This is a genomic window from Streptomyces sp. BBFR25, assembly GCF_044590125.1.
In the GTDB taxonomy this organism is placed as follows: Bacteria; Actinomycetota; Actinomycetes; order Streptomycetales; family Streptomycetaceae; genus Streptomyces; species Streptomyces canus_D.
In genome coordinates, this window is sequence record NZ_CP172447.1 from 635,856 (window position 1) to 661,572 (window position 25,717).

At 71.6% G+C, this 25,717-nt stretch carries 24 protein-coding genes; 8 read left to right on the forward strand and 16 right to left on the reverse strand.

The features are described 5' to 3' along the window. The first annotated feature begins 7 nt into the window (after positions 1-7). Positions 8-3,157 (forward strand): glycoside hydrolase family 38 C-terminal domain-containing protein, encoded by a 3,150-nt coding sequence (locus ACGH52_RS02565; RefSeq protein ID WP_399937243.1) that lies wholly within the window; start codon positions 8-10, stop codon positions 3,155-3,157. A gap of 30 nt (positions 3,158-3,187) precedes the next feature. Here ACGH52_RS02565 and ACGH52_RS02570 read toward each other — a convergent pair whose 3' ends face one another. The 8 genes from ACGH52_RS02570 to ACGH52_RS02605 form a co-directional block, all read right to left on the reverse strand. After that, complete coding sequence (locus tag ACGH52_RS02570) at positions 3,188-4,489, reverse strand: hypothetical protein (protein WP_399937245.1); 1,302 nt, start codon at positions 4,487-4,489, stop codon at positions 3,188-3,190. Between the two features lie 39 nt (positions 4,490-4,528). Beyond that, positions 4,529-4,741: a hypothetical protein gene (locus ACGH52_RS02575; RefSeq protein WP_121703067.1), complete on the reverse strand. Its 213-nt coding sequence runs from the start codon at positions 4,739-4,741 to the stop codon at positions 4,529-4,531. 573 nt (positions 4,742-5,314) lie between these two features. Then, positions 5,315-6,157 (reverse strand): ABC transporter ATP-binding protein, encoded by an 843-nt coding sequence (locus tag ACGH52_RS02580; protein ID WP_121703066.1) that lies wholly within the window; start codon positions 6,155-6,157, stop codon positions 5,315-5,317. Next, positions 6,154-7,143, reverse strand: coding sequence for an ABC transporter ATP-binding protein (locus ACGH52_RS02585; RefSeq protein ID WP_399937249.1), 990 nt, complete (start codon positions 7,141-7,143; stop codon positions 6,154-6,156). The genes ACGH52_RS02580 and ACGH52_RS02585 overlap by 4 nt, the downstream gene beginning before the upstream one ends. A gap of 7 nt (positions 7,144-7,150) precedes the next feature. Then, positions 7,151-8,008, reverse strand: a complete 858-nt coding sequence (locus tag ACGH52_RS02590) for an ABC transporter permease (RefSeq protein WP_059298635.1) — start codon at positions 8,006-8,008, stop codon at positions 7,151-7,153. Then, positions 8,005-8,958 (reverse strand): ABC transporter permease, encoded by a 954-nt coding sequence (locus ACGH52_RS02595; protein ID WP_076978058.1) that lies wholly within the window; start codon positions 8,956-8,958, stop codon positions 8,005-8,007. The genes ACGH52_RS02590 and ACGH52_RS02595 overlap by 4 nt, the downstream gene beginning before the upstream one ends. Before the next feature lie 3 nt (positions 8,959-8,961). Further along, the gene (locus ACGH52_RS02600; RefSeq protein WP_399937252.1) at positions 8,962-10,602 is read right to left on the reverse strand and encodes an ABC transporter substrate-binding protein; all 1,641 of its coding nucleotides are present in this window, start codon (positions 10,600-10,602) and stop codon (positions 8,962-8,964) included. Positions 10,603-10,684: 82 nt separating this feature from the next. Continuing rightward, on the reverse strand, positions 10,685-11,824 hold the full coding sequence (locus ACGH52_RS02605) for a C45 family peptidase (RefSeq protein ID WP_079032817.1): 1,140 nt from the start codon (positions 11,822-11,824) through the stop codon (positions 10,685-10,687). Between the two features lie 111 nt (positions 11,825-11,935). On the opposite strand from ACGH52_RS02605, the gene ACGH52_RS02610 reads away from it, so the two are divergent. Continuing rightward, positions 11,936-12,832, forward strand: coding sequence for a MurR/RpiR family transcriptional regulator (locus tag ACGH52_RS02610; RefSeq protein WP_399937255.1), 897 nt, complete (start codon positions 11,936-11,938; stop codon positions 12,830-12,832). A 73-nt stretch (positions 12,833-12,905) separates the two neighbouring features. Here the strand turns inward: ACGH52_RS02610 and ACGH52_RS02615 are convergent, their stop codons facing one another. From ACGH52_RS02615 to ACGH52_RS02630, 4 genes are all read right to left on the reverse strand, one after another. Then, positions 12,906-14,663 (reverse strand): lysyl oxidase family protein, encoded by a 1,758-nt coding sequence (locus tag ACGH52_RS02615; protein WP_399937258.1) that lies wholly within the window; start codon positions 14,661-14,663, stop codon positions 12,906-12,908. Between the two features lie 255 nt (positions 14,664-14,918). Then, positions 14,919-15,428: a 2'-5' RNA ligase family protein gene (locus ACGH52_RS02620; protein WP_171987572.1), complete on the reverse strand. Its 510-nt coding sequence runs from the start codon at positions 15,426-15,428 to the stop codon at positions 14,919-14,921. An 8-nt stretch (positions 15,429-15,436) separates the two neighbouring features. Further along, positions 15,437-15,904 (reverse strand): DUF6228 family protein, encoded by a 468-nt coding sequence (locus ACGH52_RS02625; protein WP_121703061.1) that lies wholly within the window; start codon positions 15,902-15,904, stop codon positions 15,437-15,439. Positions 15,905-16,129: 225 nt separating this feature from the next. Then, positions 16,130-16,984 carry a LysR family transcriptional regulator gene (locus ACGH52_RS02630; RefSeq protein WP_121703060.1) on the reverse strand — a complete coding sequence of 285 codons (855 nt, stop codon included), beginning with the start codon at positions 16,982-16,984 and terminating at the stop codon, positions 16,130-16,132. Between the two features lie 109 nt (positions 16,985-17,093). Between ACGH52_RS02630 and ACGH52_RS02635 the strand changes: the two genes are divergently transcribed. Continuing rightward, the gene (locus tag ACGH52_RS02635) at positions 17,094-17,396 is read left to right on the forward strand and encodes a hypothetical protein (RefSeq protein WP_308293546.1); all 303 of its coding nucleotides are present in this window, start codon (positions 17,094-17,096) and stop codon (positions 17,394-17,396) included. A gap of 21 nt (positions 17,397-17,417) precedes the next feature. Here ACGH52_RS02635 and ACGH52_RS02640 read toward each other — a convergent pair whose 3' ends face one another. Continuing rightward, positions 17,418-17,879 (reverse strand): MarR family winged helix-turn-helix transcriptional regulator, encoded by a 462-nt coding sequence (locus ACGH52_RS02640; RefSeq protein ID WP_121703059.1) that lies wholly within the window; start codon positions 17,877-17,879, stop codon positions 17,418-17,420. Between the two features lie 63 nt (positions 17,880-17,942). On the opposite strand from ACGH52_RS02640, the gene ACGH52_RS02645 reads away from it, so the two are divergent. Both ACGH52_RS02645 and ACGH52_RS02650 read left to right on the forward strand, forming a co-directional pair. Continuing rightward, on the forward strand, positions 17,943-18,311 hold the full coding sequence (locus ACGH52_RS02645; RefSeq protein WP_076978065.1) for a VOC family protein: 369 nt from the start codon (positions 17,943-17,945) through the stop codon (positions 18,309-18,311). Between the two features lie 15 nt (positions 18,312-18,326). Beyond that, positions 18,327-18,551 (forward strand): hypothetical protein, encoded by a 225-nt coding sequence (locus tag ACGH52_RS02650; protein WP_059298649.1) that lies wholly within the window; start codon positions 18,327-18,329, stop codon positions 18,549-18,551. A 66-nt stretch (positions 18,552-18,617) separates the two neighbouring features. Here the strand turns inward: ACGH52_RS02650 and ACGH52_RS02655 are convergent, their stop codons facing one another. Next, on the reverse strand, positions 18,618-19,331 hold the full coding sequence (locus ACGH52_RS02655; RefSeq protein WP_399937264.1) for a TetR/AcrR family transcriptional regulator: 714 nt from the start codon (positions 19,329-19,331) through the stop codon (positions 18,618-18,620). Between the two features lie 75 nt (positions 19,332-19,406). Here ACGH52_RS02655 and ACGH52_RS02660 point away from each other — a divergent pair, with 75 nt between their 5' ends. Then, positions 19,407-20,936: a monooxygenase gene (locus ACGH52_RS02660; RefSeq protein ID WP_399937267.1), complete on the forward strand. Its 1,530-nt coding sequence runs from the start codon at positions 19,407-19,409 to the stop codon at positions 20,934-20,936. On the opposite strand, the gene ACGH52_RS02665 is transcribed toward ACGH52_RS02660, so the two are convergent. After that, positions 20,926-22,110 carry a serine hydrolase gene (locus ACGH52_RS02665; protein ID WP_171987573.1) on the reverse strand — a complete coding sequence of 395 codons (1,185 nt, stop codon included), beginning with the start codon at positions 22,108-22,110 and terminating at the stop codon, positions 20,926-20,928. The two genes, ACGH52_RS02660 and ACGH52_RS02665, sit on opposite strands and share 11 nt — an antisense overlap. Positions 22,111-22,204: 94 nt before the next feature. Continuing rightward, the gene (locus tag ACGH52_RS02670) at positions 22,205-22,855 is read right to left on the reverse strand and encodes a TetR/AcrR family transcriptional regulator (protein WP_076978069.1); all 651 of its coding nucleotides are present in this window, start codon (positions 22,853-22,855) and stop codon (positions 22,205-22,207) included. A 108-nt stretch (positions 22,856-22,963) separates the two neighbouring features. Here ACGH52_RS02670 and ACGH52_RS02675 point away from each other — a divergent pair, with 108 nt between their 5' ends. Next, positions 22,964-24,520 carry a long-chain fatty acid--CoA ligase gene (locus ACGH52_RS02675; RefSeq protein ID WP_121703056.1) on the forward strand — a complete coding sequence of 519 codons (1,557 nt, stop codon included), beginning with the start codon at positions 22,964-22,966 and terminating at the stop codon, positions 24,518-24,520. A gap of 15 nt (positions 24,521-24,535) precedes the next feature. Continuing rightward, positions 24,536-25,705, forward strand: coding sequence for an acyl-CoA dehydrogenase family protein (locus ACGH52_RS02680; protein ID WP_399937270.1), 1,170 nt, complete (start codon positions 24,536-24,538; stop codon positions 25,703-25,705). Positions 25,706-25,717 lie beyond the last annotated feature (12 nt).

The window sequence follows — 25,717 nt, forward strand, 5'->3', positions numbered from 1 at the left end:
ACGCACCATGCCCAAGCCACCGCTGACCCGGCCGTCCTGGTGGGACTCCGACATCGCGCGCGACCTCCTGAAGGAGCGCGTGGCCACCACCGTCGGCCTCGGCGGCCTCCAGGTGCGGTTGTCGGGAGAGCCGCTGCTGCGCCACGACGGGACGGGCGGACTGCTGCAGTCCATCCGGCTCGGGGTGGGTCACCCCGGCGGCACCCACCCGCGACAGCGCGTCACCCGGGCCCGTGTCACCACCGTCGGGGGCACCCCCGTCCCCTGCGAGATCATGCCCGGGCCGGGAGACGACACCCGTCTCCTGGTCCCGGAAGTGGACGCGCCCACCCCGCTCCTCGTCGAACTCCCGGAACTCGAGGAGGGCACCCAGGTCGCCTTCGAGGCCCGGCCGCAGCGGCACTGGACGCTGCACCTGGTGCAGCACTCGCACCTGGACATCGGCTACACCGACCCGCAGGGCCGGGTGATGGCCGAGAGCCGCGCCTACCTCGACTCGCTCCTCGAACTGTGCCGCGACACCGACGACTGGCCGGAAGCGGCCCGCTTCCGCTGGGCCGTCGAAGGATTCCACTCCTTCCAGGACTGGCGGGCCAACCGGCCCTGCCGCCAGGTGGAGAGCTTCCTCGACCGGGTGCGCGAGGGACGCGTCGAACTCACGGCCATGCCGTTCAACCTGCACACCGAGACCTGCTCCACCGACGAACTGCACGAACTGCTGCGCCCCGCGACCGCGTTGCGCGACCGGCACGGCATCGACATCACCACGGCCATGCAGACGGACGTGCCCGGCCAGGTCGTGGGCCTGCCCGACGTCCTCACGGACCACGGCATCCGCTACCTGTCCGTGGCGCACAACTGGGCCGGCCGCGCCGTGCCCCACCTCGTGGGCGGGGAACACCTGCCCCGCCTGTTCCGCTGGCAGGCGCCGAGCGGCAACAGCGTCCTGGTCTGGCGGACGGACACGCCGCACGGACTGGCCTACATGGAGGGCTCGATCCTCGGCTTCGACGAGTCCTACGACCACGTCGACGACCTGCTGCCCGCCTACCTCGGCGCCCTGGCCAGCTTCCCCTACCCCCACCAGGGGCGCGGGATCCCCGGCTTCCCCGCCCTCGACCTGCCCGGGACCGCCGACCCCTACCCGTGGGACGTGCTGCACCTGCGGGTGCTGGGCAAGTTCGCGGACAACGGCCCGCCGCGCCGCATCATCTCCGACACCGTGCGCCGCTGGAACGAACAGTGGGCCTACCCGCGGCTGCGCGCCTCACGCAACCAGGACTTCTTCGAGGACGCCGAGAAGCGCGTCGGAGACCGCCTGGAGACCTACCGGGGCGACTGGAGCGACTGGTGGGTCGACGGCGTCGGTGCGGGCGCCGTACCGCTGGCGGCCACCCGGCGCGGGCAGGCGGCCCTCGCCGAGGCACAGACCGTGGCCGGGTACGCCCACCTGATGGGCGTACCCGACAGCACGGCCGTCGCCTCGGCCGCACCGGACGTCTACCGGTCCGCGTCCCTGTTCAACGAGCACACGTGGGGCGCGGGCGACCCCTGGACCCACGGCGACCACGGCCACGGGTCCGGCGAGAAGCAGTGGCACTGGAAGTACTCCCAGGCCATGCGCGCCCACGACGACGCCGAGACGCTCCTGGACGCCGCTTCCGCCCTGCTCGGTGAAGCCTTCGCCCCGTCCGACGACGCGGCGGCGTCGTTCTACGTCGTGAACACGTGCAGCTGGCCGCGCACCGAGACCGCACGCCTCTTCCTGCCGGAGAGCACGGTCGCGCTCGGCGACGCGGTACGGGTCCTCGACGGGCGTACCGGCGAGCCCCTGCCCTTCGCGGAGGAGGCGCAGAGCAACGAACGCCACCGGGCGGCCGGGCGGTTCCTGCACGTGCCGGTCGCGGATGTGCCGGCCTGCGGAGCCGTGCGCCTGGACGTCGTCACCGGCGCCGACTCCCCCGCACCGGCCGTCGGGGCGAACCCGCCCGCCGACGCCACCGTCCTGGAGAACGACCACCTGCGTGTGACGGTCGACCTGAGCGAGGCGTGCATCTCGTCCATCCTCGACAAGGCGACCGGACGCGAGCTGGTCCGCCAGGACGCCGTCGTCGGGTTCAACGGCTATGTGTACGACGAGTACGCCACGGCCGGCGCGTTCAACCACCAGTCCAGCAAGACCGTGGCCGACGACTCGATGCACCTGCTCGCCTCCCGCAGCACCGCGCCGCCCGCCGCCCTCGTCGACCGCACCACGGACGCCACCGGGCAGACCCTGGTCTACGAATGCGCCCCGGCCGGCACCCGTCGGCTCCGGGTGCGCGTGCACCTGCCGCACCACGCGGCCCGCGTCGACATCGAGAACCGTATCGACAAGAACGCGACCCTCACCAAGGAGAGTGCCTTCTTCGCCTTCCCCTTCGCCCTCGACGACCCCGCCGTGCACACGGAGGCCACGGGCGGCGTCCTGGGCTCCGACCGCGAGACCGTGCCGGGCTCCGCGACCCACATGCGCGCCGTCCGGCGCTGGATCAGCCTGAGCGACGGCACCCGCCACGCGGCACTGGCGACGGCCGACGCCCCGCTCGTGCAGCTCGGCGGGATCGCGATCCCCTACGTCCCCTACCCCCAGTCGCTGCCCCGGGCGGAGCCCGCCACCGTGTTCTCCTGGGTGCACAACAACGTCTGGGACACCAACTTCCCCGCCCAGCAGGCCTTCGACCACGTCTTCCGCTACAGCGTCGGCTTCGCCACGACCGCGGAGCACGACAAGGCGCGGGCCGACGAACTCGCCGTGCGCGTCGCCGCCGTCACCGGCCACCCCCTCGTGCCGGTACGCGCCCGCGCCCGCGCCGGGGCCGCATCCCCGGCGCAGGAGCGGTTCCTGGCCCTGGACGATCCCCGGGTGCGGCTGGTCGGGGTGACGGTGCCCGACGGCGGCAAGCTCCTGGTGCGGTTGCAGTCCCTGGCCGACACCCCCGTCACGTGTCGTCTGAACACCCCCTTCCCCGTCGTCCGCGCCGTCCGCACCACCTACCTGGGCCTGCCCCTGCGAGACATCGGCCCGGAGCCGGACGGCGCGATACCGGTCGATGTACCGGCGCTCGGAACGGCGGCCCTGGTCCTCGAACTGCCCTCCTCCGCCACCGGTGGGTGATCCGGGTCAGGAGTTCTGTTCCGACGGCGTTCACGCCCCCTGGCACAGGGACCGGACCTCGTCCAGCAGAGCCCGGTAGTCCTCCCCGTATGCCGCTACACCCGCGTACACGGCGTCGAGGGCTGCCCGGAGCGGGTCGACTGCCGCCGCGTCGAGGAGTGCGGGGAGCGCCATGTGGGGCTGGGACATGCGCAGGCCGGGGTCCGGCTCGCCGAGCGTGATGTGCACTCTGTGTCCCGCGCCTTCGCGGGCCCGCGGTGTCGGTGCAGCGGGAAGACTCGCGGGCTCCGCGCCGCCTGCGGCGGGACCCGCGATGCGGCGGGCCGGAGCAGGCCGGGCTGTTTGCGGTCGTTCGTCGTCACGGGCGGGCGGTCGAAACGGGGGCCGCTGGGGCGGGACGGCCCGGCCGACGGTCCGGTCCGGTACCCGCGGGTCGGCTGCCAGCGCCCGCCACGCCTGCTCCGGGTCGTCCAGAGGCGGTGGCAGGGGGCGGCCCGCGACCAGGGCGGCGAGTCCCGCGGAGACCCAGTCGAGCCGGTCCAGGCCGGCGGCCTCGCACGCACGGTGTGCGGCCAGCCGGGCAACGGCACGCTGGGTTCCCGCACCGGCGGCGTCGATGGCGTGGACGAGAGCCGGGTCGAAGTCCAGCAGACCGCGCACGTTGCCGCCGACCGCGCGCAGGGCGCGGCTCGGCGACTGTCCACCCCACTCCCGCAGTTCGAGGGCCAACCGGCGTTGCTCCGCGGCTCGTTCCTGTGCGAGGCGGGCCCGTCGTTCGGCCTCGGCGCGTTCGGCCGGTGACGGCGGAGCCGGTAACCGGCGCGCGTAGTCGTGCCAGTACGCGGCGATCGCCGTGGTCTGCTTCAGAATCCGGTCCGGCGCGGGTTCACCCGGCCAGAACTGCAACAGGTAACGGTCCACTTGCGGTTGCCCGTCCAGCCGGGTGTCCTGCCGGCGCGCCTCGTCCATGCCCCGGGCGCAGTACCGCACCCGGTAGTCGATCTCTCGCAGGCCCAGCTCCCGCACGGCTCCGCCTCCCCATTCGACGAGGGCGGCTCCGGCCGACGCAGGACGGAAGGAGGCCTCCACGACGTCCTCCCACGCGGGGTCCAGGTGCGGAGCCTGGTCGTGCACCTCGACGCAGAAGCCGACGCGTCCCGTGTGCAACCCGGTGTGCAGCCACAGCGCACCGGGTACCGCCGCTCCGCACAACCCGGAGTTCTGCCCGGCGAACGCCTCCGGCAGACCGGGACCGACGGCGTCCGGACCGCTCTCGACATAGATCTGGCTGTACTCGACACGGACCTCGCCCACGACCGGCCTGTGCACCATCGCCCCCCACATCACTGGAAATCCCCTGCACCCGGAACACTACGACGAGGCATGCAGGTCGGCGGCCAGGTCCGCGTACGCCTTCCACTCGGGGGTGGTGTATCTGGGCTCCGACTCCTCCGCGGCGACGAACTGGGCGCACTGGACCTTGCTGGCGCCCCGCAGGGTGCGGCTCGCGACCAGTTCGCCGTCGCGGGCTTCGAAGACGCTCACGGTGTACTCGCCCCGGGAGAACTCGACCGTCTGGGTCACGGCCGTAGCCGAGCGGTCCGGAGGTGTAGGAGCAGCTGATCTCTGTACCGGGGACGCTCCCGGAGACCTTGCTGCACATCACCAGCTGGACCGATTCCGGGGCCGGCTCGTGGTTCCGGTCGACCGGTTCCTTCGTGTCTGTCCCGGAGGACGAATGGGCAGCCCAGTCGTCCTCGATGGCGACCCACGGGTGCGGGCGGCCCGCGTCCTGCGGCTGGTAGGAGGCCGCACGCGGGAACGGCTCGCCGCTCTCCTCACTCTCGCCCTCACACATCCGGGCGAAGTCGTGCAGGTCACGCGGCAGATCACCGAGGACGGCGTCGTTGACCGGGGGCAGCAGCATCAGCGCCCACGCCAACAGGCCCGCGAGCCCCAGCGCCGTCGCGGCGCCGACGAGTCGCCCGCCGAGCCGGCGCCGGTCCCGAAACCGCGTCGAGCGGTGCACGGGAATCATGTGACCGCACCTCCTGGCCGTGCGCCCCGCCGTGGCGCGGTCCGCGCCCGGGTCTCCGGTCCCAGTGCACCGCGCCCCGCGTTGTTCACCAAGCGGGGCGCGGCACTGAACAACTGTCTTCAGCAGGTCGACGACCCGCGGGCCCGTACCGCGGCCGCCGGGTCCCAGCCGCGGCGGGGAACCGAGGCCAGCAGCAACCGGGTGTAGTCGTTCTCGGGCGCGGTCAGCAGCCGCTCCGTGGGACCCTGTTCGACGACGGTGCCCCGTCGCATCACCACCGTCTCGTCGGTGACGTGCTGGACCACGGCGAGGTCGTGGCTGATGAAGACGAGGGCCAGACCGGTGTCCTCGCGGATGTCGACGAGCAGCCGCAGGATCTGCGACTGGATGGACACGTCCAGTGCGGCCACCGCCTCGTCCAGGACGAGGACGCGCGGGTTCACCGCCAGGGCCCGGGCGATGGCCAGCCGCTGCTGCTGCCCGCCGGACATCTCGTGCGGGCGGGCGGCGGCCTCGCGGGGGCCGAGGCCGACCCGGTCCAGGAGTTCCTCGATCCGTCCGTCCGCGTCGGTCGCGCCGTGGAGGCTCAGCGAGGTGGACAGGCACTGGCGTGCGGTCAGCCGGGGGTCGAGCGAGAGGTACGGGTCCTGGAAGACCATCTGGATCTCCCGGGCCCGGGCGAGGCGTGCGGCGCGGCCTCGGCTCAGGCCCGCCGTCCGGTCCATGCCGTCGACGGAGACCGTTCCCGCGTCGGGCCGTACGAGTCCGACGAGCATGCGGGCGACGGTCGTCTTGCCGGAGCCGGACTCGCCGACGATGCCGAGCGACCCGCCCGTCGGCAGGGTGAAGGACACGTCGTCAGCGGCGACCAGGCTGTCGCCGTCGGGGAGCCGGTAGGTCTTGCGCAGCCCGTCGGCGATGAGCAGCGGCACGGCCGGGGACACGGCTTTCGGGGTGGTCACGGGATGTTCCTCACAGTCGCTCCGGCGGAGGCCGCCGCCGCTTCGGGCAGCCGGCGGCAGGCGGCCTCGCCGCCGTCGGGAAGTTCTGTCGCCTGCGGGGCCCACACCTCGCAGGCGGACTCGGCCTGGGGACACCGCGCGGCGAACGGACAGCCGTCGGACCCGTCCGCGAGCGACGGAGGCCGGCCCGGGATGGGCCGCAGGGGGCGGGACACGCCGAGTTCGGGTGAGCAGTCGAGCAGTCCGCGGGTGTAGGGGTGACGGGCGTGGTCGAAGAGGCTCCGCGCCGACCGGTGTTCCGCGATGCGGCCCGCGTACATGACGTACACGCGGTCGCAGTACGCGGCGGCCAGGTGCAGGTCGTGGGTGATGAACAGCATGCCCGTCTCGCGCCGTTGCCCCAGGTCGCGCAGCAGGGCGAGGATCTCCGCCTGGGTGGTGACGTCCAGGGCGCTGGTGGACTCGTCGGCCAGGATCAGGTCGGGACCCGCGGCCAGTGCACCGGCGATCACGACGCGTTGCAGCATGCCGCCGGACATCTCGTGCGGGTACTGGCGCAGGCGGCGTGCCGGGTCGTTCAGGCCGACGCTGTCGAGGAGTTCGACGGCGTGTGCGCGGGCGGTGCGGCGGTCGTGGTCACCGGTGCGCAGGAGGCGCTCGACGAGGAAGTCGCCGACGCGGTGGACGGGGTTGAGGGCCGAGCGCGGATTCTGGTGGATCATCGCCACGCGCCGGGCCCGGTGCTCGCGCAGCGCGGCGGGGGTCATGGTCAGTACGTCGGTTCCGGCGACCGTCACCCGCCCGTGCGCCGCGGCGTCGTCGGGCAGGACACGGAGTACGGCCTTGGCGGTGGTGGACTTGCCGGAGCCGGACTCGCCGACGAGGCCGACGACTTCGCCCGCGGCCATGCGCAGGGACACGTCGGCGAGGAGCGGGCGGGCGGCGCCGGGCAGGTGGACGGTGAGTCGGTCGATGTCGAGCAGCACGGGTTGGCTACCTCCTGGTTCCGAGCCGGTCGGCCAGGTGCACCCCGGCGACGTTGAAGGCCACGACGACGGCGGCGATGGCGGTGCCGGGCACCAGCGCGGGCAGCAGCGCGCCCTGCACGATGGCCGACTGCCCCTCCTGCACCATCAGTCCCCAGTCGGAGCTGGGCGGCTGAGTGCCGAAGCCGAGGTAGCTGAGCGTGGCCAGGCTCATCAGCGCCTCGCCGAAGAGGACCACCAGGTATCCGGCGATCGACCGGGCGAGGTTGGGCACGAGGTGGCGTACGCAGATCCGTGCGCCGCCCATGCCCTGCACCCGGTAGGCGTCGATGTAGGGCTTGGCGCGCTCGGCCAGGGCCACGCTGCGGGTGTACTTGGCGATGGTGGGCGCGAAGGCGAGGCCGAGGCCGAGCACCGAGGTGGTCATGCCGGTGCCGAAGACGGCGATGATCAGTACGACGAACAGCAGCCCGGGGAAGGCGTACATCACGTCGGTCAGCCGGGAGACGAAGGCGTCGATCCAGCCGCCGCGCCAGGCGGCCAGGGTGCCCAGGCTCACCCCGATGACGGCGGCGAGCGCCAGCAGCAGCACGGGGGCGACGAGACTGGTGCGCGCACCGTACAGCACCCGGGAGAGCAGGTCCTGGCCGGAGGCGTCGGTGCCGAGCAGGTGCTCGCCGCCGGTGCCGACCAGGGAGGAGGACAGGTCTACGGCGTCGGGGGCGTACGGCGCGAGCAGCGGGGCGAGGACGGCGGCGAGGACGACCAGGGCGAGGAAGCCGACGGCGACGAGCGCGGCGACCGGGCGCCGGGCCCGCCGTACGGTCCGGGCCGGTGCGGGGGCGTCGGCGGGTACGGCGGTCATGCGGCGCTCCTTGCGGACTTCAGGCGCGGGTCGAGCAGCGGGTGCGCGAGGTCCACGAGGGTGGTGACCACGACGTAGCAGGTGACCATGAGCAGGAGGACTGCCTGGGCGACGGGGAAGTCGTGGCTGTTGATGGCGCCGACGAGCAGGGAGCCGATGCCGCTGAGGCCGAAGACGGTCTCGATGGCCACGGTCCCGGCGAGCATCCCGGCGGTGACCAGACCGCACATGGTGACGATCGGGCCGAGGGCGTTGCGCAGCACATGGCGTCGGACGATCTCGCGTTCGGGCAGGCCCGAGGAGCGGGCCACGGCGACGTGGTCGGCTCCGTCGGCGTCGACGACGGCCTGCCGGGTGACCCGGCTGACGACCGCGAGCGCGCCCAGGGCCATGGCGACGGCGGGCAGGGTGAGGTGGTGCAGGGTGCCGGCCAGTCCTTCTCCGCTGCCGGTGACGGGGAACCAGCCCAGTTGCACGCCGAACAGCGCGACCAGGGCGATGCCGCCGACGAAGGAGGGCACGGACGCGGCGAGGGTGGTGGCGCCGACGACGGCCGAGTCGATCCAGCGGCCCCGGTTGAGCGCGGCGAGCGCGCCGGCGCTGACGCCCAGGACCACGAAGAGGACGGTGGCGTAGGCGACGAGTTCCAGGGTGGTGGGGAAGCGGGCGGCCAGCAGGTCGGCGACCTCGTCGCCGTACTGGAAGGAACGTCCCAGGTCCAGATGGAGGCAGTCCCACAGCCACCGGCCGTACTGGACGACCAGGGGTTCGTCCAGGTGGTACTGCTCGCGTACGGCGGCCAGGCGCTCGGGGGTGAGGGTGTCGCGGCCGCCCGCCAGGAAGACCGCGGGGTCGCCGGGGGCGGCGTAGATGGCGGCGAAGATGACGAACGACGACGCGAGGAGGGTGGCGAGGAGGCCGGCGAGTCGTCTGCCGATTCGGACGATCATGGCTCAGCCCTTCTTCGCGCCGAGCGACGCGGCCCACGGGTGGTAGAGGTACGCCATCGAGGCCGGCGGGCCGGTGAGCTTGTCGCTGAGGGCCAGGGCGGTGGGGGTCTGTGCCACGGGGATCCAGACGGCGGCGTCGGCGAAGCGGCGCTGGATGTCGACGACCAGCGCGGCTCGCTCGGCGTCGTCGAGGGTGCGCTTGGCCTGTTCGACCTTCTTGTCGTAGGCGGCGCTGCGGAAGCCGACCCAGTTGTTGGAGTCGCCGGACACGCCGTTGTCGTAGAAGCCGACGGGGTCGCTCTTGGAGATGTACCAGTCGGCGACCAGCACGTCGATGGCGGCGCGGGCGGACTTGTCGCCGTAGAACTCGCCGTACTCGGCGGAGGGCACGGTCTTGATCTGCGCCTTGAGGCCGATCTGCTGGAGTGCGGCGCGTACGCCGTTGGCGATGACGAGGCGTCCCTGTGTGCTGTCGGTGCCGATGACGATCGGCCCGTCGGGCTTGTGCTCGGCGTTCTGGACGAGCTTCCTGGCCCGGGCGATGTCGGCGGAGGTGGGCGAGGCGGGGGCGCCGGTCAGGTTCTCCTGGGCGGTGGAGAAGACGGACTTCTCGTAGCCCCAGGCGCCGGAGCCGACGGGAGTGGCCCAGGGCTGGGCCAGGCCGCCGTAGCCGGACTTGGCTATGCCGGTGCGGTCGAGGCTCAGCGAGAGTGCCTTGCGGATGTCGGGGTCGGCCAGTCCGCCGCGCTCGGTGGGGATGAGGTCGAGGGTCGCGGTGCTGGGCCCGAAGTGCAGGTCGATTCCCTTCTTGCCGTCGAGGGCGGCGGCCGTGCCGACGGAGTCGGTGTAGGCGCCGTCGGCGGCTCCGGTGCGCAGGGCGTTGACCATGGCGCTGTCCTCGGCCCAGCGGAAGACGACCTTCCGGGTCAGTGGCTTGTCGCCCCAGTAGTCGTCGTAGCGCTCCAGGGTGACGGAGTCGCCGGACTTCCAGGAGGCGAGCCGGTACGGGCCGCTGCACGCGTCGGTCTGGCCCGGTGTGCCGAAGTCCTCTCCTTGCTCCCGCACCCGCTTCTGCTGGTAGACGAGTCCGGCGTCGCCGGCGAGCGCCTTGGTGAACAGGGCGTCGGGCTCCTTGAACCTGACGGTGATCTCGTGGGCGCCGGTCTTCTTCATCGACGTCACGTTCTCGAACTCGTCGGCCTCGGACATGTCCGGGTCCGCGTGCCGGCGCAGACTGAACAGCACGTCGTCGACGGTCATGGCGGTGCCGTCGTGGAAGGTGACGCCCTCGCGCACGGTCAGGACCAGGGTCTTGGCGTCCGGCCGGGCGGCCCGGTCGACGAGCCACGGCCGTACGGTCATGTCGGGCTCCAACCGGTACAGGCGCTCGCACACGTTGGTGAGCACCGTGCGGCCCGCGCTGCCGCCCTGGGTGTCGAGGTCCAGGGAGTCGGGCTCGTCCTCCAGCAGCCAGTCGACGCTGTCCACCGCGCCGGTGGCCGCGGCCGTGGTCGGGGTGAGCTCCAACTGGGCCACGTCACGGCCCGTGTCCCCGGATCGGCCGGTGTCGGCGCCGCTGCACGCGGTGGCGAGTACCGTCAGGCCCGCCATCCCGAGGGCGGCGATCGAGGTCTTCAACTTCATACGGTGGCTCCTGAGCGGGAAGGGTGGTGCGGAGACTTCTCGTTTCTGCGGGGGTGGGGCTCCCGGTGGCCTGCGGGCCGGTCTAACGGGGGGCGTGGGGGCCGTCGTAGAGGTTCCAGGGCAGGTGCTGGTAGTCGCGGTCGCAGGGGGTGCCTGCGGTGACGTGGTAGTCGCCGGAGGTCAGGTCGACGCAGGAGGAGACGAGGGTCTGCCACTGCCGTACGGGCGACCTGCGCGGGTCGGGATGGGTGCACAGGGACTCGGGGAAGCCGAGGTGGTCCGACATGGCCTGCTGGATGGTCTTGCGGGACTCGTCGGGGCCCGTGGACTCGCGCAGCCGCCGCAGACCCTGCTCGGCGCGGGGGACCCGGACCAGGGAGTCGGCGGCCAGCGGCCGGTAGTCGGCGGCGAGCGCGGCGGGGATGCCGGCCTGGTAGTGGTTGCCGTGCACCAGCAGGCCGTCGGTGGGATACATCCAGCGGTGTCCGGCCGGGGTGGTCTCCACGTCGATGGCGAAGCCCTCCCGGCAGGTGAGCAGCGCGTTCCCGGCGATGTGGGCGCGGGTCCGGCTCAGCACGCGCAGGGCGTCGCTGATGTTGGACTGGTCCAGCACGCTGCGGCGGATCACCGTCTGCGGCAGGCCGACGGTGTCGTCGAAGCGTCCGCCCAGTCCGTTGGCGTTGAGCGCGATGCCGGCCGAGTTGGCGCCCTGGCGGCCGATCTGACCGGCCTCCACCTGCATGACGAGGGTCGGCTTCGGGGGCTGGACGACGCGCAGCATCACGACGGTGCCGGCCACCGCGGCCCGCCAGTCCCAGTTCTGTCCCGCCCATACATGGCCGTCGCCGCTCGCCGGTCCGTGGGCCGCGAAGGAGGTGCAGCCCTCGGCGGCCTCCTCGTCCTCGGACAGCCGGCTGAAGGTGGAGTCGTAGATGACCTCGCCGCGTGCGTTGAGCGCCAGTACGTCGAGCAGGCCCACGCCCGCTCCGTCGGCTATCCCCTGCATCTCCTCGACCAGTTCGGGAGCGTGCTCGCGCACGGGCTCCAGCCAGAGCCGGGCGCGGGCCGTGACCTGGTCCCAGGGCAGGCCGGACGCCTCACCGAAGGCTTCGGTGTAGTAGCCGATGGCCTCACCGATGCGGGAGCGCACCGCTTCGCCGTACTGCCGCCCGCGTTCCTCCGGTGTCCCGGAGATCTCAATGACCGGCAGGGCGTGGTGCATGACAGGACTCCTCGGGGGGCAACGGTGCTGTAACATCCGTTCCAAAGATGAACATCATTGGAACAAGTTGCTCAGAGCGTAACCACGAAACCGAGGAAGTCAAGAGACGTAATGGATGTTCCAGAGGCTGGCAGTGTGGGTCCGGGCGGGTTGGCCCGTCTGCGGACCGCGATCCGAGATCTGTGGGGCGAACTCTCCACGTCCGAGCGCACCGTCGCCCAGTACCTCGCGAGTGCGCCCGCGGAGCAGATCATGTTCGCCAGCGCCCAGCAGCTGGGCACCGCGAGCGGCACCAGCAACGCCACCGTCGTGCGCGCCCTGCAGCACTTGGGATACGCCGGGCTCCCGGCCCTCAAGAGGGAACTCGCCGCGGACTTCACCGCTTCCCAGGCGCCCGAGGTCCGCCTCAAGCAGCGCATCTCGCACGTGGGCCAGGACCTGGAGAGCATCTGGGGCGACGTGTTCGACGAGGCGCAGGAACGCATCGAGCAGGCCAGGCGTCTGACCGGTACGAAGTCCTTCGAACGGGCCGTCGAAGCGCTGGCCTCGGCCCGCGAGGTCCTCTGTTACGGCGTCGCCGCCTGCGAGGTCGGAGCCCGCCACCTCGCCCTGTCCCTGGGGCGGTTGGGGCGCCGCTCGCGGTTCAGCGGAGCCACCGGCTTCGGCTTCGCCGACGATCTGCTGCCCCTGTCCCAGGGCGACGCGGTGGTCGTCTTCCAGCCCGCCCGGCACCTGCACGAACTGACCGTGCTGGTGGAACGGGCACGAGCGGTGGGGGCCACCGTCGTCCTGGTCACCGACGAACTCGGGGAGCCGTTCGGCGACCGCGTGGACGCCGTGCTCACCGCACCGCACACTCCCACCGGCAACACCAACGAGTCCCTGACCGGCCTCCTGGTCGCCGATGCCCTGCTGCTCGCCCTGGCCACCCTGGACGAGACGCGCGCCGTCGAGCACTCGCATCAACTGACGGCCCTGCGAGAGCGGTTGGTACCGCCCCATCGGTGACGCGAAGGAGCCGACGGCCACCTTGGGCGGCCGTCGGCTCCTCGGACCGGGGGGCTGCCGCCCCGGGGTCAGGTCAGTTCTCGTTCACCAGGTCGTGCGCCGGTACGGTCACGGTCCGTGCGTCCGGCTTGCCGCCGAGCACGATCTTCCGCAGCGCGCTGTTGTTGTCGACGCTGGTCTCCTTGAGCCGCTTCTCGGGGTTGGCCAGCACCTGGATGTAGTACGTGCCGTTGGGCACGTCCGTGATGTCGAAGGACTGGCCCGGCAGGTCCTGGGAGTACGTGTCGCCGGAGCCCACGTCGAGCACCTCCCGCACGGAGATGGAGTTCTCCTCCCCGCAGGCGGTGGCCAGGTCGGTGTTGTACGGGTGCCAGTTGGCGTTCTTCACCGTGTAGTCGATCGCGTCGGTGTTGGCCAGGCAGAAGGCCTCCTTGCCGCTGCGCACGGCCTCCTTCTTGTCCGCCTTCAGCAGCCGGTAGCTGGCGAAGTCGGTGAAGTGCCAGTGCACGTGTCCCGGACGCGGGTCCCATTCCATGGTGCCGGTCGGGGTGTAGCCGACCTGCTTGCCCTTGGCGTCGTAGAAGTACTGGTAGGCGTCCATCTTGGCCTTGCCGGGCGACCGGAAGCCGTCCACCACCAGTTGCGCCGGACCGGCGTTCCACACGTTGGCGCTGAAGGCCAGGTAGTCCTTGCCGGGGATGTCCTTCTCCCCGTCGGTCACCACGATGCCGTAGGCCGGCAGCGAACGCAGGTCGGGCTTGGGGACGTCCGGGACGGCGGGCTTGCCCGCGGGCCGCTTCGCCAGCGGCTGGAGCGATGGGGCCTTGCGCGAGCCGTCGGTCTGGCCTCCCTTGTCACCGACCGCCATGGAGCGCGCGGCCTGCTGCTTCTTCAGCGCCCACGGCAGGGCGGGCGGCGCCGCCTTGAGCGGTCCGTGGCCCGCGTTGTACGAGGGGCTCGCCCCGCTGGTGAGCGGCGCCGCGGCCTGGGCGGGTGTCGGGGCGTGGCCCGGCCCGTGGCCCGCGTGCGCGTCCGGGGCCTGGTGGGCGGCTTCGTGACCGGCGTGCTCGCCCGCCGTCGCGGACCGGGACGCGGCCGACCCGGCGGCACCCTGGTCGTCCTCGTAGCTCCGCTCCACCACGGTCACCTTGACGGTGGCGGGCTTGTTCGCGATGCCGAACAGGTCGCGGTACTTCTTGGCGACCCCGACCTTGGCGGTGTAGGTCCCGGCCGCCAGGGAGACGGGCTCGGTGTAGGAACCCGCGTAGGTGTTGGCCGCCCAGCCCTTCTCGACACCCCACACCGAACCGAGGGTGAACGGGTTGGTGGGGCAGCTCTCCGGATACTTGGAGGTGGCGGGCGCGTCGGGGCGTACCCGGCCGCTGGCGTTGTTCGGGCAGAAGTCCTCGGTCTTGCTGAGAACCTTCTTGCCCGACTTGTCGGTGACCGTGATCTCCGCGAAGCCGGGCAGCCCCGAGAAGTCCTTCACCGTGCCCTTGGGCAGGGTCTTGGCCTTGGTCTTGCCGCCCTCGTACACGGTCTGGGTGACGGTCACCGGGTCCTTGTAGGACTTCCGGGTCACCTTCAGCTCCAGCGGCCTGCCCTCCGCGGTGAGGTAGGTGCCGAGGTCGAGGTAGACGCCCGGGTCCTCCTTCCAGGAGGTGAGCGTCAGTGTGCTGGTCGCGGCGATGAGGCTCAGCTTGGGCCCTGTCGCCGCTTTCGCCGGTTCCGCGGTGGCGGCCACGAGTCCGGCGGTCACGGCCATGGCGGCGACGGCCGTGGTGCCTGCGAGCAGTGGGCGCCGCAGCCGGATGGTGCGCGTTCTGGTCATCGATCCCTCGTCCTTCAGGTGCTGGGGGGGTGCGGTGGGAAGGAAGCAGGCGGGCACGTTGCTGTGCCCGCGCTGTGAGAGGGAGCGGCCGGATGCTCGGTTCTCCAGAAGGTGGGAAACCGTGGGAGGTTGGCCGGATCGCTGTGTTGTGGACGAAATCAGGCTGAAGTCGGGGATACGGGCCGCCTGTCGGCGGATGGTGCGCTATGGGGCCGTCACGCGACGACCGGAGCGATCGTGAGCGCGGAGGGGAGGTTAACGGCCCAGTGGCAGTTCGGCGAGGCCCTGCCAGCCCGTGCGGGTAAGGCCGACCACATGCAGGGTGTTGACCTCTGTGACGATCGGCAGGGCGGCGGCGGTGCGACGGGCGATGTCGGCGGCGGCCTGCGGGGCCGCGTCCAGAGCGACGGTGACGTGCACCGGCGGACGGGGACCGAACCGGCCGCCGTAAGGGACCTGAGCCGGGAACGCCGTGCGAACGGCGTCGGCCACCCGGCCCAGTTCGGGCACCGGGACACCGACGAACCCCCCGGTCCGTTCGACGGCAGCCAGTCCGACGGGGACCGGACCGACCGGCAGGGAGACCCGCAGCCGGTGCAGCTCCGACTCTCCGACCTCGTCGGCGGGCAACCAGGGATAGAGCAGCGCCGCGTGTGCGGGCACGCCCGGTCGCACCACCGTCCGGTCCACCTCGGCGGCCAACCGCAACAACGGCTCGGCGTCCGGCAGCAAGGCCAGCACCGCGGTCGTCCCCGTCCGAGCCATCTGCTTCCTCATCCCCCTTCGTGCACTGCCCTCATGAGCAGGAAGTGCCGGATCTCAGCGGCCAAGGAAGCCAGCTGCTCCCCGACCTCCACCCAGGTGGTCACCGATGCGCTCCAGCCCCCGGCCCTCTTCGGCCATGACCGAATGGCCCACGACAACCCGACATACCCGCCGGACCGGAACACGGCCGACACCGCCAAGTCCCGGTCGTCGCTCTGCCAGCTTCGCTCCTCGTCCCAACCCCGGTAGTCCGCGGCCAGCCCCTCCAGGAACGGGACGAGACCGCTGCCCCGGTTCCAGGCGACGACCTCGTCGACACGGGCGGTCAGACCCGGGGCCCACAGCTCAACGGCGTAGTGCACGGAATCCGCGTCCAGGCTGAACCGGTCGCGGAACGTCACGCCGACGGACGAGTTGTCCTGGCAGCGGACGGTGACACTGGGCTCGTCGTCGGTGTCGTCGCGTGCGTAGACCATGGGTGGAACGCTAATTCAGCACCGCGTGCGCAGTCATCCCCATGCGTCGCCGGTGAAGCAATAGCCTCCGTCCTGACGGCGGCCCTGCTGTTCAGGAAACTGAAGGGCGGTGGCCTCCCGGGAGCCTTCCGGCGGAGCACCCGGCCGACGGCCGCCAAGCTCCGTCCGGCCTCGCGGCATACCCGGTCGTGAACGGCGACTTCCCGCTCACGGATCTGTGAGGTGTCATCGCCCCGCGGCGTCCACCGCGGCGGTGATGAAGGAGGCGACCATGGTGCGTCGGTCGTCCTGCGACCACGCGAGGACGAGTTCGCTGTCGGGGGCGTCGGTCACGGGCCGGTAGACGAGGTCGGGGCGCATGGGCTGGGCGAGCGAGCGGGGCAGGAGCGCGACGGTGCGTCCCAGCCTGATCATGTGCAGGACTTCGGCCGCGTCTGTGACCTCGGGCCCCTGCCCGGCCTCGGGCGCTCCGGTCCAGCGCACGCCCTTCCAGCGTGGCAGCGTCTCCTGGGCGAGGTCGGCGAGAGTGACGGTCGAGCGGGAGGCGAGCCGGTGGTCCGGCGGCAGGATCGCGACCCGTCCTTCGACCAGCAGGGTTTCGTGGTCCAGGCCGGTCATGTCGTCGAACGGCGCGTAGAGCAGGGCGACATCGGCGCGGCCGTCGCGGACGTGGTCGGCGCGGTCGGTGGCTCCGCCGAACAGGATGTCCACCCGGCCGGCGTCGGGCCGACCGGCGTATGCGGCCAGGATGCCGGACAGGAGGTTCGCGTCACCGCCGGGTTTGATCACCAGGCGCAGATGATCCCGCTGATCCCCGGCCCGGCGGGTCTTCTCGGCGGCCGCGGCCACGGCGTTGAGCGCGTGCCGGCCATGATGCAGAAGCGTCTCACCGGCAGCGGTGAGGGCCACGTGCCTGCTGGAGCGCTCCAGCAGCCGCACGCCGAGCCTGGATTCCAGGCGCCGGATCGCTTTGGACAGGGCCGGCTGCGCGATCGCCAGGCCGGCCGCGGCACGACCGAAGTGCAGCTCCTCCGCCACGGCGACGAAGTACTCCAGCTCGCGGGTCTCCAGTTCGGCCATGCCGCAAGGCTACCGCTCGATCCATTCCCCTGAGGCATGGAAGGAGAACGGACAGATCTTGGACGGACGGGAAAGATGCCTGTTCTCTGGGGGCATGATTCACCACACGATGATCGTAGCGTTCGACAATCCGATTCCCACGAGTGAGCTGGACCAGTACCTCGAAGAGTTCGAGGAGCTCGTGATGCGTTCCGGGCTGGTCGAGTCGGTCGCGGCCCGGCATCACATCCGCGTCCCGGGCGACGACCACGCCCCGGTGGCCGTCGCCAGCGCCGTCCTGCAACTGCGCCTGACCGACCTCGACGCCCTGAACGCGACCTTCTCCATGCCCGGCGCGCTCGACCTCATCAAGCGATGGCAGTCCCGCCACCCGTACAAGGCCGTCTGGGTCAACCACGAGCCGCTGACCTGAGCCGCGGCTCCGAGGAGCGGGCTAGGACGCGTCCTCGTGGCCGCCGCGCAGGGAACGAATCATGCTCTGCAGGCTGCGGAACGCGTTCGCCTGCTCGGTCTCGGTCATACCGGTCAGCATCCTGACCTCGACGGACCGGACCGCTACGGTCGCCCGCTCCAGGCTCCGTCGCCCGCGCGGTGTGAGCCGCGCGGGCAGGGCCTTCCCGACGGGCGCCTGAGCGGGCCTGGTCACGTAGCCGTCCCGCTCCAGGTTCTGGAGCAGCACGTTCATCGTCTGCCGTGTCACGAACGCGCCCCGCGCCAGCTCCGAGTTCGACAGGCCCGGCCGTTGAGCCAGCAGTTCGAGGCAGGAGTAGTGCGTCACGCTCATCCCGAGTGGCCGCAGCACCTCCTCCATGGCTGCCCGCAGGGCGCTCGAAGCCTCTTTCAGCAGGTAGCCCAGCGATTTGTCCAGGTCGATGCCGGCACCGTTTTGACTCATGTCAGTATTCTGACATACGGTGATGCGTGTCAGAAAGCTGACATGAAGAGAAGGAGCACCACCATGCCCGCCACCGGCCCCGACTTCATCTCGCTCCAGGTACGCGACCTCGACACCTCGCAGGCCTTCTACGAGCAGTACCTCGGCCTCGTCCGCTCACCGGCCGGGCCTCCGCACGCCGTGGTCTTCGACACCAAGCCGATCGCGTTCGCGGTCCGCGACATCGCGCCCGGCACCGACCTCACCTCCGTCGCCCGGCCCGGCATCGGTGCCGCGATCTGGCTCCACGCCACCGACGTCCAGGCCATTCACGACGCCCTCGTCGCCGACGGGCACACCATCGTCTCCGCACCGATCGACGGCCCCTTCGGCCGGACGTTCACCTTCGCCGACCCCGACGGCTACCACGTCACCCTCCACGACCGCGCCTAACGGAAGGAAGACGGCATGGCCAAGGCGGTACGGGCCTCACTGGGCGAGATGTCGATCACGTGCCAGATCTGCAAGCACGACCTGTTCCGCGAACGGGGGGTGAAACTCAACAGCACGGGCGGGGAGTTGTTCAATCTGGCCTGGGCCGATGAGACCGCCACGGGGCTGATCTGCCTGCGGTGCGGTTTCGTGCACCTCTTCGTCAATCCGCGGATCGAACTGCACCGCGCCAAGGATTGAGGGCGGCTCCGGCCGCGGAACTCGATCACCAGGTGCTCGCAGCACCCCTCGACCATCGGTCGAGCGTCAGGAGATGGCGACGTCCGCCTTCGACCGGCCGGACCCCGCCGGCAGGGCCGGACGTCGCGCCTTCAGTCCCTCGATGATCAGGCCCAGCCCGTACTCGAAGTGGCGGTCGAAGTCCGTGCTGGCCAGCGCGGTCACGGCGGTGTGCAGGTGCGGGTACGAGCCGTCCGTCACCGCCGAGCGCAGCAGTCCGGCGGCGCCCGGTCCGCCGTTCTCCTCCGACGGGGCGGCCTGTTCCTCCAGGGTGTGGCCGACGGTGAAGTTCGACAGCGTGTAGAGCGTCCGGGCCGCGTCGTCCGCGGGGAAGCCCGCGTCGAGCAGGACGCCGACCAGCGCGTCGGAGAAACCGAGGACGTTGCCGCCCGTCGGGTGGGTTCCGGCGAACACCCGCGCTCCGTCACGGTGGTTGAGCAGTGCCGCCCGCAGGGCGCGCGCGAAGTCCGCCACCCGTTCGTGCCACGGGGCGCCGTCGGTCGCCAGGACCTTCTCGGTGACGCCCTCCATCATCTGCTCCGACATGGCCGTGAGCAGTTCCTGCTTGGTGGCGTAGTACCGGTACAGGGCTCCGGCCCGCACCTCCATCGCATCGGCGAGACGCCGCATGGTCAGGGCGTCGAGGCCCGACTCGTCCAGCAGTTCCAGTGCGGTGCGCAGGGTGCGGGGGCTGTCGATGCGCGAGGGGCGGCCCCGTGGCCGGGTTGACGAGGAATTCATGCCCCGCAGTATAGTGAACAGCGTTCACGTGAACGCTGTTCACTAATTGCGTGCGGCACGAGAGGGCGATCTGCCATGAAGGACGACGTGATCATCGCGGGCGGCGGCCCCACCGGACTCATGCTCGCCTGCGAGCTGGCCCTGGCAGGCGTGCGGACCCGGATCCTGGAGCGCCGTACCGAACCGCAGCGTGACTCCCGGGCACTGACCCTGCACCCACGCAGTGTGGAGCTGCTGGATCAGCGGGGTCTGCTCGACCGGTTCCTGCCGCTGGGCCGCGCGGTCCCCGGCTGGCACTTCTCCCAGCTTCCGACGCGGCTCGACTTCTCCCGGCTCGACTCCCGGCACGGCTACACGCTGTTCATCGCCCAGGCGCGCACCGAGGCGCTGCTGGCGGAACGGGCGGCCGAGCTGGGGGTGCGGATCAGCCGGGGCCACGAGGTCGTCGGCGTGCGCCAGGACGAGGACGGGGTCGAGGCGGACATACGGGGACCGGAAGGCGCCGAGACCGTCCGGGCCTCGTACGCGGTCGGCTGCGACGGTGGACGCAGTGTGGTGCGCCGGGCCGCCGGCATCGGCTTTCCCGGCACCGAGGAGACGCTCACCGGAGTCCTCGGCGACTTCGCGGTCATGGACACCGGCCCCGCGGCCCTGGACGCCGCCCGGGCCGCCGGCGTGCTGGTCGCGCCGCTGGAAGGCGGCGTCACCCGGCTGGTGCTGGTGGATCCGGAACGGATGCGGGTGCCGTCCGCGGAACCGGTCACCCTGGAGGAGTTCCGCCGGACCCTGCGCCGGATGTGCGGCAGCGACCTCGGCGTCGCCGACCCCCGCTGGCTCTCCCGCTTCGGCAACGCCACCCGGCTCGCGGACCGTTACCGCGCGGGTCGTCTCCTGGTGGCGGGGGACGCCGCCCACATCCACTTCCCCGCCGCCGGTCAGGGCCTCAACACCGGCCTCCAGGACGCCATGAACCTCGGCTGGAAGCTGGCCGCCGCGGTCCAGGGCTGGGCTCCGCCGGGCCTGCTCGACAGCTACGACACCGAGCGCCGCCCGGTGGGCCGCGGGGTGACCGAGAACACGGAGATCCAGACCCTGCTCATGGAGCTGACCCTGGTCCCCCGGTACGCGCGTCCCGCCGCCGCCCTGCGGGGCCTGATGAACGAACTCCTCGGCCAGGACGAGGTCAACCGCACGCTCGCCGGCCGGGTCTCCGCACTGGACACCGCCTACCGTCCCGCGGACCCCGACGCCGATCCCCTGGTGGGACGACGAATGCCCGACATCTCGCTGACGGCCGCGGGCTCGTCGGCCACCCGGGTCTACGACCTGCTGCACACCGCCCGGTTCGTCCACCTCGACCTGGCTCCCGGCCCCACCGCGACCGAGGGCCCGGAACGCGACGCGCGGGTCACCACCGCCCTGGTGACCGGCTACGACGACCGCCCGGACCTGCGGGGGACGACCGAGATCCTGGTCCGCCCCGACGGTCACATCGCCTGGACCACCCGCACCACCGACCCGGCCGCGCGCCGCGCCGAGCGGCTGACCGCCCTCGCTTCGGCGCTGGGCCGCCGACGCCCCCTCGACGCGTGCCCTACCCGTTGAGACGCCTGCCGATCGAGAGGAAGGCCTGAACGAGGGGGACCTGTGGGACCGCCGGGGAGACCACCTGGGAGGCGTAGTGGACGACGACCAGGTCCAGGGCGGGTGACACGAACAGGCGTTGGCCGTGGATGCCGCTGGCCATGAAGGATCCGTAGGGGTCGTTCAGGATCCACCACAGGTCGTGGTACGAGAGGGTGGGCGGCGAGTCGGGCGGTGCCGCGGGCAGGCGAACGCGGCGCGGGTAGCCGTCGGGGACACCCTCGACGAGGGCGGTCACGGCTTCCGGCACGATCTGACGGTCCCCGACGGCCCCGCCGCAGCGGACGAGTTCGCCGAGGCGGGCCACGTCGCGCGCGGTGGCGCTGAAGCCGCCGCAGGCCGCCTCGGCCCCGTCCGCGTCGACGAGGTAGTAGGCGTCCTCCTCCGCCCCGATCCGGGACCAGATCATCTCGCTCATCAGCGCCGAGGTGCTGAGGCCGGTGACCCGTCGCAGGACCTCGGCGAGCGCCTCGACGTTGCCGTTCTCGTAACGGAACTCGGTGCCGGGCTCGCCCGTGGCCCTGGCGGTGGCGAGGTGTTCGCGGATGGTCGCGGGTCCCGAGTAGCCGTAGGGGCGCAGTCGCGGAGCGAGGACGGCGAAGTAGCGCTGCGCCTCCAGGGCCTTGTCGTACGGGCGGCCGGCGTAGCTCATCCGCGTGCCCATGTGCAGCAGGTGGTCGACCTGGGCGTCTCCGAAGGCGGTGCCGGAGAGTTCGGGGACGTACGTGGCGACCTGGGCGCCGCGGTCGAGGTGTCCTTCATGGGCGAGGGTCGCCGCCAGGAGGCCGAGGTAGGACTTGGCGGCCGAGGCGTTGAAGTGCGGGACGTGGGCCTCGTAGCCGTGCAGGTACTGCTCGTGGACGAGCCTGCCGCGGTGCAGCACGAGCAGGGCGTCCGTCTCGGCCTCGGCGAGCAGTTCCGACAGCGTGAGAGTACGTCCGTGGGAACCGGTGACGGCGAGGTCGTCGAGGGCGCCGGACGATGAGGCGGGCAGGTCACCGGGTCCGCCCGGGCCCCGCCAGACGCGACGGCTGGGCATGATCTCCCGGCCCGCCGTGGTGTGCCGTCGCGCCCAGGCCGAGTCCGTGAATCCTCGTGCCCAGACGAGGTCCGCCAGTGAGTCCGTGCCGGTCACGTGTCGCTCCGCTCGTTCGGGATCAGCTCATCGCGAGGCCGATACCGTACACGCTGTTCGGAAACGGGGGAAGGGTCGGACCGGCATGTGGTGACTACTGGGGTCCGGTGCCCTGCCCGCCGGGGAGGTCGACGGCGCCGGGAGCGTCCACCGGGGTCAGGCCCGTCGCCCAGACCCGTCCGTAGAGGGACAGGTCGCGCAGGTGGGCGGTGATCTGCTCGGCGGTGTACCCCGTGTCGTTCTCGACCCACCAGCCCAGCACCGAGATGAGTTCGCCCGTCCAGGCGCGGGCGACGATGCCGAGCGGGATCCTCGGCTCCACGCCGAGCTGGCCCGCGCGGTCGCGGAAGGCCATCTCGGCGTGCGTGCGGATGAGTTCGGTGAACTCCCGCAGCGCCCGCCCGTCGCCCTCGCCCCGCAGGATCACCCGGTAGACGTCCCGCTCCTGGGTGGCGTGCTCGAAGATGTACTTGACCGGCAGGCCGGTGAAGCCCTGGGCGTGCGCCTGGCGCACGGCCGGCAGCAGACGCTCGCGGTCCTGTGCGAGGTCGCGGACGATGCCGACGAGCAGGTCCTCCTTGTCCCGGTAGTGCGCGTAGAAGGTGGCCCGGCCGATGTCGGCCCGCTCGGTGATCTCCTCGACGGTGATGGCCTGGAACCCCTTGTCCAGCACCAGTTCGACCAGGGCCTGGCGGAGCGCGGCGCGCGTCCGCCGGACACGGCGGTCTTCGGGCTTCATGTCCACTTCGATTCCTTCTCGTCACGACCGTTGACCTGACCCTAGCGCTGCCCGTACGTTGCCTGACAGCGAGATTGATATGGAACAGACTGTTCAGAAACTCTGGAGGCGGCGATGAACCTCGGTCGCTACGTACGCCGGACAGCCGAGCACCAACCGGACGCGGAGGCGGTGGTGTGCGGACCGGTCCGGCTGACCTATGCGGAACTCGACGACCACAGCGACCGGCTGGCGTCCGCGCTCACCGGGATGGGCCTGAGCCGGGGGGACCGGGTGGCCACGCTCGCGGCCAACCGCGCGGAGCTGGTCGTCACGGAAGTGGCGCTCTACAAGGCAGGCCTGGCCCGGGCGCCGGTCAACGCCCGTCTCGGCGACGGCGAAGTCGCCCATCTCCTGCGGGAGTCGGACGCCCGCGTCCTGCTCACCGATGCCGCACACCTGGAAACGGCGCGGCGGGCGGTGCCCGGCTCGGGCGTGAAAGCCGTCATCGGCTACGACGGCCCCGCCGACCTCGGTCCCGGCTACGCCCAGACACTCGCGGCCGCCTCCCGTGCGGCCGTCGACGTGGAGTGCGCCGAGGACGACATCGCCGTCCTCCACTTCACCTCTGGCTCCACCGGGAAGCTCAAGGCGGCCGTGCAGACGTACGGCAATCGGCTGGCCCTGCTGCGCAAGTCGGTGATGAACCAGGCCACTCGGGTCGGGCCGGGCGACCGGCAGATCCTCGCCGGCCCCGTCACCCACGCCTCCGGCATGCCGCTCATGGGCATCCTCTTCGCCGGCGGATGCGCGGTGGTGCTGCCGCGCTGGGACGCCGAGGAGTTCCTCGCCACCGTGGAACGGGAACGTGCCACCCACGCCTTCCTGGTCCCGACCATGGTCAACACCGTCCTCGCGCTGGAGAACGCGGGCGACCACGACCTCTCCAGTCTCCGCCACCTGACCTACGGCGCGGCGCCCATGTCACCGGCCCGGATCCGGGCGGCCTGGGACCTCTTCGGCCCCGTGCTCAGCCAGGGCTACGGCTGCGGCGAGACGACCTCCGGCGTGCTGTTCCTCTCCACGGAGGACCACCGCCGCGCCGTCGAGGGCGACGACGAGGAACTGCTGCTGTCCTGCGGCCGCCCGTCGGCCGAGGCCGAGGTACGCGTCGTCGACGACAGCGGCGTCCCGGTGGCGGACGGCGAGATCGGCGAGATCGCCGTCCGCGGGCCCGACGTCGTTCCCGGCTACCACAACGAGCCGGAACTGACCGCGCTCAGCTTCCGCGACGGCTGGTTCCTCACCGGGGACCTGGCGCGGCGACGTCGGGACGGCTACGTCTTCATCGTCGACCGCAAGAAGGACATGATCATCTCCGGTGGTTTCAACATCTACGCCGTCGAGGTCGAATCCGTCCTCCACCAGCATCCCGGCGTCTTCGAGGCCGCGGTCGTGGGCGTCCCCGACGAGCGATGGGGCGAGGCGGTCAAGGCCGTCGTCGTCCCGCGGGCAGGGGTCACGCTCGACGCGGAGGCACTGATCGCCTTCTGCGCCGAACGCCTGGCGCGCATGAAGAAGCCCCGCTCCGTGGACGTCGTCGCCGCGTTGCCCCACAACCCCAACGGCAAGATCGACCGCCGCGCGATACGCGACACCTACTGGTCCGGCGCCGAGCGCCGCGTCCACTGAACAGGGGAACACCCCATGCCTTACACCCTCACTCCCCGCTACGACGACAACCCCCGCCTGGAGGAACTGGTCGGCCGGCTGCGCGCCTATCTGACCGACGAACTCCTCCCCTACGAGCGTGCCCACGGCATCACCCCCGAGAGCACGCTGGACCGGCCCACCCTGGAAGGCGTCTGGAAACGCAGCGCCGAACTCGGCTTCTACGGCATCAGCCTGCCGCCGGAACTCGGCGGCCAGGGACTGAACTTCACCGAGCTGTGCGCCCTGAAGGAGGAACTCACCGCCTCCGGAGCGGCCTTGTCCCACTCGGTCCTCGGCGACATGGGCGGACCGCTGCGCGTCGGCGCGATCCTCGAGTACGCCACCGACGAGCAGCGCGAGCGCTATCTCCTCCCGGTCGTCCGGGGCGAGCGCGCCTGCTGCTTCTCCCTCACCGAGCAGGACGCCGGTTCGGACGTACGCCGCATGCGGACCACCGCGACGCGGGACGGCGACACCTACGTACTGAACGGGCACAAGGTGTTCAGCTCCGCCGCCCCGTTCGCCGACTTCGCGGTCGTCGTCGCCCGGATGGCGGACAGCGAGGAGACGTACAGCGCCTTCCTCGTCGACCTGGACACCCCCGGCTGCCGTGTCCTGGACGGCGCCGTGCCCATGTCGGGCCAGCGGATGGAGGGCGACCTCGTCTTCGAGGACTGCCGCATCCCCGTCGCGAACCTGCTCGGCGAGGTCGGCCAGGGGCTGCGCATCGGCATCGGCCGCATCACCCTCAACCGGCTGCTCCACTGTCCCTCCCTGATCGGGGCCGCCCGGCGCGCCTGGGACCTGTCCGTCGCCCACGCCAGGACCCGCGTCGCGTTCGGGCAGCCGCTGCTCGCGCTCCAGGCCATCCAGCACAAGCTCGCCGACATGGCCACCGACCTCTACGCGGCCCGCTCGATGGTCCTCGCCACCGCCGCGAAGGCCGACCGCGGCGAGAACATCGCGGTGGAGGCGAACATGTGCAAGCTGTTCACCGCCGAAGCGTGCTTCCGCACGGCGGACCAGGCCGTGCAGATCCACGGCAAGGACGGCCTGACCCGCGGTCACGAGGTGGAGCAGATCTTCCGGTCCCTGCGCATGTTCCGGATCGTCACCGGCACGTCCGAGATCCACAAGAACGCCATCGTCGAGGCAGTCGTCTGACCGGCGCCCCGG